Consider the following 12,425-nt stretch of genomic DNA (forward strand, 5'->3'; position numbering starts at 1 on the left):
CGACTGAACCGGTTACTTGACCGTTTCGGTCCGGAAGATCTACGGAACGCGAGGCTGCGGTGGACAAGACTTTCGCCGGCGGGAAACTGCGTCATCTGCGGGAGAGCCGCTCGATGAGCCAGGCCGACATGGCCAGACTGCTCGACATCTCGCCCAGCTACCTCAATCAGATCGAGCACAACTCCCGTCCGCTGACGGTTCCGGTGCTCCTGCGCATCACCGAGGCGTTCGGGGTCGACACCGAGTTCTTCGCCAACACCGACACCGCACGCCTGGTCGCGGACGTCAAGGAGGCGCTGCTCGACGAGGCCGTCGGGATCGAGGCCACCACGAGTGAGCTCAACGAGCTGGCTTCGAACCTGCCCGGCATCGCCTCGGCGCTGGTCAAGCTGCACCGCACCTATCGCAACGCCGTCGAGACGACGGCGGCACTGGTCACCGAGAACGGCATGGGCCAGCACGGCAGCGCCGCCGCTCCCCTGCCGCACGAGGAGGTGCGCGACTTCTTCTACGAGCGGGAGAACTACGTCGGCGAACTCGACGAACGTGCCGAACGCATGGCCTCCGACATGGGGCTGCGCCGCGGGGAGACCGTGCACCGCACGCTGCTCGACCGGCTCACCGACCACTACGGGGTGCAGGTCACGAGCGACGGCATCGACGAATCGGCAGGCCAGCAGCACCGCTACGAGCCCGACGCGAAGGTGCTGCGGTTGGCGCCCAGCCTGCGGATCGGCCAGCGGGCGTTCCGGATGGCCTCCCAGATCGCGTTGCTGGAGTACGACGACCTGATCACCGAACTCGCCGACTCGTGGGCGTTCTCCGGTCCCGCGGCGCGGTCGCTCGCGCGGGTGGGCCTGGCCAACTACTTCGCAGGTGCGCTGATCCTGCCGTACGGGCCGTTCCTGTCGACGGCGGAGAAGTACCGCTACGACATCGAGCGCCTGTGCGACGAGTTCGGCGTGGGTTTCGAGACGGTGTGCCATCGGCTCTCGACGTTGCAACGGCCGAAGGCACGCGGCGTGCCGTTCTCGTTCGTCCGCGTGGACCGGGCGGGCAACATGTCGAAACGCCAGTCCGCGGCGGGATTCCACTTCTCCCGCGTGGGTGGCGCGTGTCCGCTGTGGAACATCTACGAGGCCTTCACCTCGCCGGGCAAGATCATCACGCAGGTGGCGACGCTGCCGGACGGCAAGAGCTACTTCTGGATCGCGCGCACCATCTCGCGCAACGTGGGCGGCTACGCCAGCCCCGGCAAGACGTTCTCGGTCGGCCTCGGCTGCGAACTGCGGCACGCTCGCAGGTTGGTCTACTCCGCGGGTCTCGACCTCGACGACCGCACGGCGGCCACCCCGATCGGCATGGGCTGCAAGGTCTGCGAACGTCCCGCCTGCCCGCAGCGCGCGTTCCCGCACATCGGCAAGCAGCTGACGGTCGACGAGAACACCAGCACGTTCGTGCCCTACCCGGCCGTGCCGAAACCCGAGGACTGATAGGTGCAGCGATAGGCGGTCGGCGTGAGGCCCGTCTGCTCGGCCAGGCGGGTACGGAGGTTGGCGGCCGTGCCCAGCCCGCTGCGGTGGGCGATCCGGTCGACGGCGAGGTCGGTCGTCTCCAGCAGCCTGCGGGCGTGTTCGACCCGCACCGCGGTCAGCCACTGGTTGGGCGTGCAGCCCAGTTCGGCACGGAAGCGGCGGTGCAGGTTCGCCGGGCTCATGCCCGCACGGGCGGCCAGGTCCGCGACCGTGAGCGGCCCGGTCGCCCGGTCCTCGGCCCACGCGAGAACCGCGGCGAGCACGCTCTCCTCCCGGCGGGGCATGGGGCGTTCGACGAACTGCCGCTGCCCGCCGGGACGGTGCCCGGGAAACACCAGACGGCGTGCGACGGCGGCACCGACCTCGGCGCCGTGGTCACGGCGCACGAGGTGCAGTCCGAGGTCGAGCGCCGCGGCGCTGCCTGCCGAGGTGAGAATGTCTCCGTCGTCGACGAACAGCACCTCGTCGTCGACGCGCACCCGCGGATACCGCCCGCGGAACTCGTCGGCCCACTGCCAGTGCACGGTGACGCGCCGCCCGTCCGCGACTCCCGCTTCAGCCAGCGTGAACGCCCCGGTGCACATCCCGATCAGCCGCGCACCCCGCGCGTGGGCACGGCCGATGGCCTCCAGCACGTCGGGACGATGCGGACGCGTGGTGTCGGGGCGGTTCGGGACGACGACCGTGTCCGCGTGCTGCAGTGCAGACAGGCCGGCGACGTCGGTCATGGAGAAGAAACCCTGCCGCATTCCCACGGAAGGTCGCCGGGCGCACAGGTGCAGGTCGTAGAGCAGCCCGCCGATCTCGGGTCGGTCGATCCCGAGCACCTCGGTCAGGCAGGCCAGCTCGAAGGGGTTCGAGCCCTCGTCGACGAGCACGCCCACGACGTGACGGTTCCGCCCGCCCGGTCCGGCACGGCGAACGCCCGGTGCATCCTCACCCCGCGTGTGCGAGGAATCTTGCGCCATGCGTTGTTTCTCGCACTGTCGGCCCCGGCGTGCAAGACGCAGGATCGGATCATGTCCACCACCCGCAACAACGCGACGAACGTCGATGCCGTGCTGGCCTCGTTCGACGAGCACTGGAGCCCGCGGATCCTCACGCGGGTCAACGACTACGACGTCCGCGTGGCGAAGATGGAGGGCACGTTCGTCTGGCACTCCCATCCGGACACCGACGAGTTGTTCGTCGTGCTCGACGGACGGCTCGACATCCGCCTCCGCCAGGACGGCACGGAGTCGGTGGTGCACCTCGCGCGGCACGACGTGTTCGTCGTGCCGCGCGGCGTCGAGCACTGCCCCGAGTCACCCGGCGGCGCGTCGGTCATGCTGCTCGAACCGACCGGAACGCTGAGCACCGGCGACTACGACGGGGACGTGCCCGACCACATCACCTCGACGACAGGCCTGCCCACGTAGTCCGCCCGAGGCGGCAGAACGAGGCGGCAGAACGAGGCGGGTCACGCAGCCGCGATCGGTTCGATGCGTCAGGAGTTCGACCAGCACGGACCAGGGCAGGGCGGTGCTCCGGGTCCCCGGTGCACCGCCCCGCCCTGGTCCGTTCGGATGGCCGGTTACGGCTCGTCGACCCGCGCGGTGGCTTCCGCGTCACCGATGCTCGGGCCGCGCGGCGGGATCGCGTCGTAGGCCGCCGGGTCGAGGTTGTCCACCTGCCCGGTCGCGATCGACGACAGCATGCCCTCGAGACCGAAGTAGACGGTCTTGGTCAGCTGCTCCCGGTACTTCTGTCCGAGCGTCTGCGTCTGGCCCCGCACCTCGTAGAGCACCGCACCACTGCCGTTGAGCGCGAACGACCCCAGGCCCGTGCCCGGCAGGTTCGTGTCCTGCGGGTAGAGCGTGATGTTGCCGAACAACGGGTTGTCGTTCGCCTTCGCCTGCAGCGCGTTGTAGGTCGCGACGTTCAGCTGCTTGGCGTAGTCGAGGTCGTAGTCGTCGGCGTACTGCTCGTAGCCCGGCGTCGTGGCCGGGTCGTCGACGAACTTGCCCGAGATCGACATGGTGACGAACCGGTCCGGGTCGTCGGGCATGACGTAGCAGGCGCCCTGGTGGTGCAGGTCCACATAGGTGTCGACCTTGCCGAACTCCTCGGTCAGGTCGACGTAGACGTCCCGCACCGCACGCGTCTCCGGCGAGAGGAACCAGCCGGTGTCGGCCGACTCACCGGGAAGGTCCTCGGGCTTCGGCTCGTAGGACAGGTCCGGGTTGTAGTCGCGGTTGATGTCGAAACCGGGACGCTGCGAGTAGTCGTCGCCCTGACGCGGCTCGGTGTAGTAGTTCCACGCCGGCTCGGCGTCGGCCAGCTGCGGGTACTCCTCGACGACCTCGTCCCAGGTCATGTCGTTGCCGCGGCGGTCGAGTTCGGCACCGTCGGGGTTCATCTTCGGGATGGCGACGATCGTCAGCTCGCTGCGCCACTTCTGCGCCTTCGCGCTGTCGCTCGTGCCCACGAAGTCGAGCAGGCGCAGCAGGGCGTCGGTGCCGACCTTCTCGTTGCCGTGGATCTCGCTGGTCAGCAGCACCGACTTGGGGCCGTGGCCGACGCGGGCCGACCAGATCTCACGGTCCTGGTTGCTGCGGCCGATCTCCTCGACCTCGACGCGCCCGCCGGAGACCCGCTCGATCCGGTCGAGCTCGATGCCGAGCTCACGGTGGTCGGTGAACTCGTGGATGGGCAGGTCCTGCGGCTCGTCGCTGCACTTGCCCGCCGCGGGCGCCCCCGTGTTCGGCTGCGCTGTGCTGTTCGGCTGCGCTGCGCTGGTGGGGCTGTTGGGCTGCGTTGTGGCGGCGGACGACTGGGCCGCCGCCGGCATCGCGGTGGCCAGGGAGAGCACGGTGGCTCCGGCCAGTGCGGCAGCCGCCAGCGAACGTGTGGGTCTGGACACGGCACTCCTCACGCAGGGTCGGCCGGTCCCACAGCCCTGCCGCGGGACCGAGCACGGACATGTCGTGGTGGCGCCACCGTGAAAGTTAGTTATAACAGCTAATCACTTGGGGTGGAAGGGACCAATCCACCGAATCGGGACATGTCACGTCGCCCGCCGCCGCCATGCACGCGGCCCCGGACGAACCGGCTCAGGACTCCTCAAGGCTCTGCTGGAGCGCCTCGTCGGCCTTGCGGGCCATGTCCCGGACCGCCTCGCGGCGCTCGGCGTCGGCCTCGTAATCGGCCCTGCGGTCGCGCACGACGCGCGCGGGCGCCCCCACCGCGATGCCGTAGTCCGGAATGTCGCCGCGCACGACGGCGTGTGCACCGAGCACACAGCCACGCCCGACCCGGGTCCCCTTCAGCACGGACACCTTCGTGCCGATCCACGTGTCCGGGCCGATCCGCACCGGCGCCTTGACGATGCCCTGGTCCTTGATCGGCACGGTGATGTCGGTGGTGACGTGGTCGAAGTCGGTGACGTAGACCCAGTCGGCGATGATGGAGGCGGCGCCGATCTCGATGTCCAGGTAACCGTTGAGGACGTTCTGCCTGCCGAACACCGTCTTGTCCCCGATCCGCAGGGAGCCCTCGTGGCAGCGGATCGCATTGCCGTCGCCGATGTGCACCCACCGGCCGATCTCCATGCGCCCGTAGCCCGGGCGCGCGTGGATCTCGACGTTCCTGCCGAGGAACACCATGCCACGCAACACGATGTGCGGATTCGCGACGCGGAACTTGAGCAGCCGCCAGTACCGCACCAGGTACCAGGGCGTGTAGGCGCGGTTGCGCAGCACCCAGCGCAGCGAATCCTTCGTCAGGAACCGAGCCTGCCCCGGATCCTTGCGCGTCCTGCGCCAGGCCTGCACGCGGTGCAGCACGGGCGAACCCCACATCGACGTCATGGGGCCGAGAGTAACGACCGCCCTAGCCTTGTCGGTGACAGGCAGACCGACACCCGAGCCGGACGCGAGGAGAACCCGTGCCCACGAAGTTGATCATCGACACCGACCCCGGCGTGGACGACGCCTTCGCCATCGCGCTGGCAGCCCTCAGCGACGAGGTCGACCTGCTGGGCGTGACGTCGGTGTACGGCAACGTCCCGCTCGCGGCGACGACGATCAACGCCCGGCGGGTGCTGGCGCTCTGCGGACGCGACGACGTGCCCGTGGCGGCGGGCGCCCAGCGGCCGCTGGTCCACCGGCATCCGAACGAGGCGCGCTACGTCCACGGCGCCGACGGACTGTCCGGCCGGTCGCACGCCCTGCCCGAGCCGAGCCGTCCGCTCGACGAGCGCGACGCGGTCACGCTCATGGCCGACCTGCTGGCCGCCTCGGACGAACCGGTGACCATCGCACCCATCGGCCCGTTGACCAACATCGCCGCACTGCTGGCCGCCCACCCGGCAGCCGCGGAGAAGATCGCCCGCATCGTGATCATGGGCGGCGCGCTCGGCCACGGCAACACCACGGCCGCCGCCGAGTTCAACATCTGGAGCGACCCCGAGGCGGCCCACCGCGTCCTCACCGGAGGCGAGGCGCCGTGCGTGCTCGTGCCCATGGACCTGACCTACCGCTGCGCCGTCGACGCCGCGTGGATGACCGAACTGGGCACCTCCGGGCCGATCGGCACCGCACTCGACGCGCTCACCCCCGACTACCGCGAGCACTACCGCGGCGCTCTCGGCTGGGACGGAATGGTGCTGCACGACGCCGTGGCCGTCGCCGAGGCGATCCGCCCGGGCACGCTGCGGACCGAACGCGTTGCGGTGCAGGTCGAGTGCTCGTTCGGACCGGGAAGAGGCGCCACCTACGCCGATCGCAGGCTGCCCGCGCTCAGGGCCGCGTCCGCGGAGAGCGAGACCGGCGCCGAGACCGAGGTGGCCGTGGACGCCGATCTGGACCAGCTGCGCGCCCAGCTGCTGGCCGGCCTGCGCACGGACGCGAACGTGCCGGGAGAAGATCGGCTCCGTACCCTGTGACCATGGCCTCGAGGGCCGCACACCGGGGCGACCGGCACGACCGGGAGGCCGGGTGACCCCGGAAGGCGCAGCAACGTCCGGACAGAGCAGAGATCCCAGACCGTAGAGATATCGGAACTGTAGAGACATCGGAGTCGACGAAGGTGACCGACGCCCGCGGCCACGGCCGCTTCGCCGCACTGCTCGCCGCCGCCACCGCGGTCGTCATGGCCGCCGGCGTGATCACGGTGGTCCGGCTCGCGCCGTCCGAATCGGACGGCGGCGTGTCCGCCGCGGCCACCTCCGACGGTGTCGCAGCGGGCCCGCGCGCCGCGGCACCCGGCGGCAGCCCCTCCACGCCCCAGCCGAACCAGGACGACGGCGCCGAGACCGGCTCCGGCTCCCAGCCCGCCGAACGCGTCCCCGACCAGGGCGGCGGTCCGAGGTTCGAGAAGTGGGTCGACGACGTCGCAGGCTGGCTCGACATCCCGCGCAACGCCATGCACTCCTACGCGACCGCCACGGTGCGCATGGCCGAGGAGCAGCCCGCGTGCAACCTGTCGTGGGTCACGCTGGCCGGCATCGGGCGTACCGCGAGCGACCACGGCCGGGCCTCCGGCGGCGAGATCACCCCGGACGGCACGCCCAGCACGCCGATCGACACGATCGAACTGCGCAACTTCGACGGTGACGTCATCTCCCAGGCGGGCGCGGCCGGGCCGATGCAGCTCTCCCCCGCCGTCTGGGAGAAGTGGGCGGCCGTGTCCGACACCGCCTCCGGCCGGGCACCGAACATCCAGGACCTCGACGACGCCGCACTCACCGCGGGACGCGCGCTGTGCGACGGTGGACGCGACCTGGACCGCGGCGAGGACTGGCTCGCCGGCGTGTCCGCCCTGCACGACGAGCCCCTGTTCCTGCACCGGGTACTGGCGACCGCGAACGTCTACGGCACGGTCGGCATGGAGGGCAAGCCGCCCAACAAGAAGGTCATCAAGGCGGTCACCTTCGCCATCGAGAAGATCGGCCTGCCCTACGTGTGGGGCGGCAACGGTGAGGAACAGGGCGACGCCGGGTTCGACTGCTCGGGCCTGACCACCGCCGCCTACGGCTCGGCGGGCATCACCCTGCAGCGCACGGCCCACTGGCAGTACTCGTCGGTGCCGCTGATCGGGCCCGACGAACAGCCGCGCCTCGGCGACCTCGTCTTCTACGGCGATCCGAACACGAAGATCCACCACGTCGGCATGTACATCGGCAACCAGCAGATGATCGACGCGCCGACGTTCGGGCAGGCCGTGCAGGTGCACAACTACCGCTCGCCCGGCGACTCCTACGCCGGGGCGGGCAGGCCGGTGGCCTGACGCGCCCCGTGGCCACCGCAGTGTCCGGCGCTAGTCCGGCGGTTCGACGTTGCCCGCCTCCCGGGTGACGTCGTCGCCCTCCTGCACCTCCCGTTCCGAGCCCGGCACCTCCGGGTCGACGTCGTCGCGGTTCGGCGGCTCGGGCACGTCCTCGGTGCCGCCGAGCACGTCGCGGTTGGGCGGGGCGGGCACGTCCGGCGACGTGGGCTGCTTCGGATACTGCTCCTGCTCGTCCGACCACGAACGGCGGTCGGGCTGACGGTGATCGCGCATAGTCGAGGTGTACCCCCGATCGGCCCACGGTGTCACCCGCCGGACCGGCGATCGGGGCGCTATCCTGCCCGGCGTGGGCAAGCGTCGTCAGCGGATGTGGCCGCCGTGCCAGTGCGGCGAGGCCTCGTCGTTCGCCGAGCACATGCCCGCGTGCGGCAAGCCGACGTGCCTGCGCCGCTGGTGGATCCTCGTCGGGGTGCCCTCCCTGCTGGTGCTCGCCGCCCTGGTCACCGCGGGCCTGCTGATCGGGCCCGACCACGACCGCACCTGCCCCGACGGCATGACCGACAAGGGCGGGGGAATCTGCGTGCAGGCCGACTCGCCCTGATCCAGCAGCACCCCGGACCGCAGCGCCCCGGACCGCACAGCCCCGGCCCCGACCGACAGGGCTCACCGGGCCGACAGGGCTCACCCGGCCGGGAATGCTCACCCCGATCCGGCGGCGCTGCCCTCACCCGCGCGCACGCGAGGCCCGCGCACCCGCCTTCAGGCCGACACCACCTGTCCCGCCGTGGACCACGCCGACACCACGTCGTCGAGCACCGACAACGGCAGCGCACCGCCGCCCAGCACGACGTCGTGGAAGGCCCGGATGTCGAACCGCTCCCCCATCGCCTCCTCGGCCTTGGCCCGCACGCGCTCGATCTCGAGCCTGCCCACCATGTAGGCCAGCGCCTGCCCCGGCCAGTTGATGTAGCGGTCGACCTCCGACACGATCTCGACCTCGGCCATGGGCGTGTGCTCGAGCAGGTAGTCGATGGCCTGCTGCCTGCTCCAGCCCTTGGCGTGCAGGCCCGTGTCCACCACGAGCCTGCCCGCGCGCATCGAGTCGTTGCTCAACATGCCCAGCAGCGCGACGTCCCCGGAGTAGAGCCCCATCTCGCCGGCGAGGCGCTCGGCGTACAGCCCCCAGCCCTCGATGTAGGCCGTGAACCCGCCGAGCCTGCGCAGCAGCGGCAGGTCGGTCAGGCCGAGCGCCGTGCTGAGCTGGAAGTGGTGCCCCGGCACCGCTTCGTGGAACGCCGTCGCCTCCGCGGTGTGCCGGAACCGCTCCCCTGCCTTGTACGTGTTCGCGAAGTACGTGCCGGGACGGGAACCGTCCGCGGCGGGCTGCATGTAGTAGGCGGGCGGGGCGCCGGGCCCCTCGGCCTCCGGCACCGCCTCGACGACGCACGGCTGCGAGGGGATCCGGCCGAACCACTCCGGGGTGGCCTCCTCGGCGCGCGCGACGGCCGCCCTGGCCGCGTCCAGCAGCTCGTCCCCGTCGTTCCAGCGCAGTTCCTTGTCGGTGCGCAGCCGCCGGAAGATCTCCTGCAGATCGTCGGTGCCGAACACCCGGCCGCCGATCTCCCGGTACTCCCGCGCGAGGTCGTCGATGATGCGCAGTCCCGTGTCGTGCAGGTCGTCGGCCGTGCGATCGGACGTCGTGTGCACCCGGATCAACGACCGGTAGATCGTGTCACCGCCCGGGATGTGGCACACGCCCGCTTCCTCGTCGGGCCGTCCCCGCGGCAGGATCTCGGTTTCCAGCACGTCGCGGTAGCGCCGGAACGCGGGGCGCACCCGCTCGGCGAGGATGCGGTCGCGTTCGTCGTCGAAATCGGCTGCCCCGTCCGGAGCCTCCTGTCGCAACAGGGGGTCGGACTGCGGGTCGGCCAGGTACCGGTCGATGTGCTCGATCGCGCCGCGCACACCACGCGCCACCGGCACCCGGCCCGCCATGATGCCGACCCGATGACGTTCGGCGGCCTCGTCGAGGTACACCGGCAACTGGCGCAGCCGCTCCAGATGCGCGGCCGCCTGCGCGGGCGTGGCCACCGGGATCATCGGCAGCACCGTCAGGATGCTCGCCGCGGGAGCCTGCATCCCGTCGGAGACACAGAACTCCAGCGTCTTCGCATCCAGCGACTCCAGGCGGGCCTGTGCCGAGGTGATCAGCACGTCGCGCGTCGTGCGGCTCTCGGCGCTGAGCCGTGCCGGATCGATGGCGCGAGCGCGGGTGACGATGTCGGTGAGCGCCCGCCACTGGCGCTGCTCGGCTTCCTCGCCGAGGTCCTCGAGGCCGGTCCGCTCCGGGTCGATCCCGAGGACCGCCGGGGTCACCGGGTCGGCATCGAACATCAAGTCCATGTACTCATCGGCGAGTGCCACGACGTCATCCATGGGCGCCGAGCATAACCACATGCGGCCCACCCGGCTGGGCGGTTTTCGACGGGTCAGCCGGGTGGCCGAACGCCGGTAGGCTGCACCCCGTGTCCGTCACCGATCCCGCCGACGCACGACTGCTCACCGTGGTCGCCGACCTCGGCCGAGCCTCGCTCACCGACATCGCGGCCAGAGCGGGCATGGATCCGCGCGAAGCGGCCCACCGTCTGCTGAACCTGTCCGCCTCCGGATTGCCGCTGACGGTCGGGGTCGAGGCCGACGGCACCCGGCTCCGCAACGCTCTCGGCGGAGCCACCGGCGGCCAGCATCCGCCCACGGCGCACCGGCCCGCCCAGCCAGCTCCTGCCCAGGCAGGTACCGCTCAGCCCGGTCCTGTTCGGTCTCCGGCTTCCGCGCAGCAGGACGCGGCCCAGCCGGCACCACAGACACCTGCGCACGGTTCGCCGCAGAACCCCACGCCTGCTCCAGCCGTGCCCCTCGACCCGGCGATCAGCACGTGGGGGCCTCCGCAGAGTTCGTCGTGGACCCGGCGCGACAACGGAGGACGCCTGAGGTAGCTCACGACTCGGCGCGCAGGATCTCCAGTGCGTGGGCCAGGTCGGCCGGGTAGTCGCTGGTGAACTCGACCCAGCGGCCGTCGGCGGGATGGGCGAAGGCGAGCGCACGGGCGTGCAGCCACTGGCGGGTCACCCCGAGCCTGCGGGCCAGCACCGGATCGGCACCGTAGGTCAGATCGCCCACGCACGGATGCCGGAGCGCGGAGAAGTGCACCCGGATCTGGTGGGTGCGCCCGGTCTCCAACTTGATGTCGGCCAGTGACGCGGCGCGGAACGCCTCGATCACCTCGTAGTGCGTGACCGACGGCCGCCCGCCCGCGACCACCGCGAACTTGTAGTCGTGCTTGGGATGCCGGTCGATCGGTGCGTCGATCGTGCCCCGCATCGGATCGGGATGGCCCTGTACGAGTGCGTGGTAGCGCTTCTCCACGGTGCGCTCCTTGAACGCCCGCTTCAGCACGGTGTAGGCGTGCTCGCTCTTGGCCACGACCATGACGCCGGTGGTGCCCGCGTCGAGCCGGTGCACCACGCCCTGCCGCTCGGCCGCTCCCGAGGTGGAGATGCGCAACCCGGCGGCAGCGAGACCGCCGACGACCGTCGGCCCCTCCCAGCCGGGGCTCGGGTGCACCGCCACACCGACCGGCTTGTTCACCACGACGATGTCGTCGTCCTCGTGCAACACCACCAGCCCCTCGACGGGCTCGGCGACCACCTGGGGCGGTTCCTGCGGCTCCGGCAGGGTCACCTCGAGCAGCCCGCCCGCGACGAGGCGGTCTGACTTGCCCGCGGGGGCTCCGTCGAGCAGCACGTGGCCCTCGCCCGCGAGGTCGGCCACCGCGGTGCGCGACAGCCCGAGCAGCTTGGCCAAGCCGGCGTCGACCCGCATTCCGTCCAGCCCGTCCGGCACGGGCAGCATGCGGGCGCTCACGACTCGTCCCCCGTTCCCGTCCGGTCCTTGGCCCGCTCGCCGGTCTCGGCGTTCTCGGCGTTCTCGGCGTTCTCGCGGTTCTCCTCGGGGACGTTCTTCTTCGGCCCCCGCGTGATGGTGCCGTCGTAGTCGTGGCCGAGCAGCGACAGCAGCACGATGAGGATCGCGCCGATCGTGATGGCCGAGTCGGCGGCGTTGAACACCGGGAAGTAGCGCCCGTCGGGACCGAACACGGAGACGAAGTCGACCACGTGGCCCTGCATGGGCCCGGGAGCGCGGAACAGCCGGTCGGTGAGGTTGCCGAGCGCACCGGCCAGCACCAACCCGAGGCCGATCGCCCAACCGGTGGAGCGCAGCCTCCGCGCGAACCAGACGATCACGCCGACGACGACGATCGCCACGAGCGCCAGCAGCCAGGTACCGCCGAAGTCCATGCCGAACGCGGCGTAGGGATTGCGGATGAGCTGCAGGTAGACGGCACCGCCGAGGATGCGGACCGGTTCGGCGCCTTCGAGCTGGGCCGTCGCGATCACCTTCGTCACCAGGTCGATGACGTAGGCGGCGACGGCGACGAGGGTCAGCAGCAGGACCCTGCGCGCGGGACGGGCGGAGCCGCTGCCGTCCGGGCCGGCCGCACCGGACTCGGGTTCACGGTCGGTGTTCACCCGTCCATTGTCCACCCCGCGCGTGACCGGCGGC

13 protein-coding genes are annotated in these 12,425 nt (G+C 71.0%); 6 read left to right on the forward strand and 7 right to left on the reverse strand.

Annotated elements, in window-relative coordinates:
• The first annotated feature begins 59 nt into the window (after nt 1-59).
• Nucleotides 60-1,493 carry a short-chain fatty acyl-CoA regulator family protein gene (locus IF64_RS0105585; RefSeq protein WP_030530929.1) on the forward strand — a complete coding sequence of 478 codons (1,434 nt, stop codon included), beginning with the start codon at nt 60-62 and terminating at the stop codon, nt 1,491-1,493.
• Here the strand turns inward: IF64_RS0105585 and IF64_RS0105590 are convergent.
• Nucleotides 1,463-2,419, reverse strand: coding sequence for a GlxA family transcriptional regulator (locus tag IF64_RS0105590; RefSeq protein WP_246134737.1), 957 nt, complete (start codon nt 2,417-2,419; stop codon nt 1,463-1,465). The genes IF64_RS0105585 and IF64_RS0105590 overlap by 31 nt on opposite strands.
• A gap of 135 nt (nt 2,420-2,554) precedes the next feature.
• Here IF64_RS0105590 and IF64_RS0105595 point away from each other — a divergent pair, with 135 nt between their 5' ends.
• Nucleotides 2,555-2,953, forward strand: a complete 399-nt coding sequence (locus tag IF64_RS0105595) for a cupin domain-containing protein (RefSeq protein ID WP_030530931.1) — start codon at nt 2,555-2,557, stop codon at nt 2,951-2,953.
• Between the two features lie 155 nt (nt 2,954-3,108).
• Here the strand turns inward: IF64_RS0105595 and IF64_RS0105600 are convergent, their stop codons facing one another.
• The gene (locus IF64_RS0105600) at nt 3,109-4,437 is read right to left on the reverse strand and encodes a M14 family zinc carboxypeptidase (RefSeq protein WP_246134738.1); all 1,329 of its coding nucleotides are present in this window, start codon (nt 4,435-4,437) and stop codon (nt 3,109-3,111) included.
• A gap of 190 nt (nt 4,438-4,627) precedes the next feature.
• On the reverse strand, nt 4,628-5,383 hold the full coding sequence (locus IF64_RS0105605) for an acyltransferase (RefSeq protein WP_030530933.1): 756 nt from the start codon (nt 5,381-5,383) through the stop codon (nt 4,628-4,630).
• Nucleotides 5,384-5,460: 77 nt separating this feature from the next.
• Between IF64_RS0105605 and IF64_RS0105610 the strand changes: the two genes are divergently transcribed.
• Complete coding sequence (locus IF64_RS0105610; protein WP_051757503.1) at nt 5,461-6,459, forward strand: nucleoside hydrolase; 999 nt, start codon at nt 5,461-5,463, stop codon at nt 6,457-6,459.
• Nucleotides 6,460-6,665: 206 nt separating this feature from the next.
• Nucleotides 6,666-7,802: a C40 family peptidase gene (locus tag IF64_RS0105615; RefSeq protein ID WP_030530935.1), complete on the forward strand. Its 1,137-nt coding sequence runs from the start codon at nt 6,666-6,668 to the stop codon at nt 7,800-7,802.
• 30 nt (nt 7,803-7,832) lie between these two features.
• On the opposite strand, the gene IF64_RS0105620 is transcribed toward IF64_RS0105615, so the two are convergent.
• Nucleotides 7,833-8,075: a hypothetical protein gene (locus IF64_RS0105620; protein WP_036875811.1), complete on the reverse strand. Its 243-nt coding sequence runs from the start codon at nt 8,073-8,075 to the stop codon at nt 7,833-7,835.
• 73 nt (nt 8,076-8,148) lie between these two features.
• Between IF64_RS0105620 and IF64_RS0105625 the strand changes: the two genes are divergently transcribed.
• Complete coding sequence (locus IF64_RS0105625) at nt 8,149-8,403, forward strand: hypothetical protein (RefSeq protein WP_145600390.1); 255 nt, start codon at nt 8,149-8,151, stop codon at nt 8,401-8,403.
• A gap of 158 nt (nt 8,404-8,561) precedes the next feature.
• Here the strand turns inward: IF64_RS0105625 and IF64_RS0105630 are convergent, their stop codons facing one another.
• Nucleotides 8,562-10,238: a DUF885 domain-containing protein gene (locus tag IF64_RS0105630; RefSeq protein ID WP_030530938.1), complete on the reverse strand. Its 1,677-nt coding sequence runs from the start codon at nt 10,236-10,238 to the stop codon at nt 8,562-8,564.
• Between the two features lie 89 nt (nt 10,239-10,327).
• Here IF64_RS0105630 and IF64_RS0105635 point away from each other — a divergent pair, with 89 nt between their 5' ends.
• Nucleotides 10,328-10,798, forward strand: coding sequence for a hypothetical protein (locus IF64_RS0105635; protein WP_051757504.1), 471 nt, complete (start codon nt 10,328-10,330; stop codon nt 10,796-10,798).
• 1 nt (nt 10,799) lies between these two features.
• On the opposite strand, the gene IF64_RS0105640 is transcribed toward IF64_RS0105635, so the two are convergent.
• Nucleotides 10,800-11,726, reverse strand: a complete 927-nt coding sequence (locus IF64_RS0105640; RefSeq protein WP_030530940.1) for an RluA family pseudouridine synthase — start codon at nt 11,724-11,726, stop codon at nt 10,800-10,802.
• Complete coding sequence (gene lspA / locus IF64_RS0105645; RefSeq protein ID WP_036875812.1) at nt 11,723-12,391, reverse strand: signal peptidase II; 669 nt, start codon at nt 12,389-12,391, stop codon at nt 11,723-11,725. Before lspA ends, IF64_RS0105640 begins: the two co-directional genes overlap by 4 nt.
• Between the last annotated feature and the right edge of the window lie 34 nt (nt 12,392-12,425).

This window comes from Prauserella rugosa, assembly GCF_000719975.1.
GTDB lineage: Bacteria > Actinomycetota > Actinomycetes > Mycobacteriales > Pseudonocardiaceae > Prauserella > Prauserella rugosa.

Excerpts from the sequence above, each read along its gene's own strand:
- IF64_RS0105620 (WP_036875811.1), bottom strand. The coding sequence starts at position 8,075 with ATGCGCGATCACCGTCAGCCCGACCGCCGTTCGTGGTCGGACGAGCAG.
- IF64_RS0105595 (WP_030530931.1), top strand. The coding sequence starts at position 2,555 with ATGTCCACCACCCGCAACAACGCGACGAACGTCGATGCCGTGCTGGCC.
- IF64_RS0105615 (WP_030530935.1), top strand. The coding sequence starts at position 6,666 with ATGGCCGCCGGCGTGATCACGGTGGTCCGGCTCGCGCCGTCCGAATCG.
- IF64_RS0105605 (WP_030530933.1), bottom strand. The coding sequence starts at position 5,383 with ATGACGTCGATGTGGGGTTCGCCCGTGCTGCACCGCGTGCAGGCCTGG.
- IF64_RS0105630 (WP_030530938.1), bottom strand. The coding sequence starts at position 10,238 with ATGGATGACGTCGTGGCACTCGCCGATGAGTACATGGACTTGATGTTC.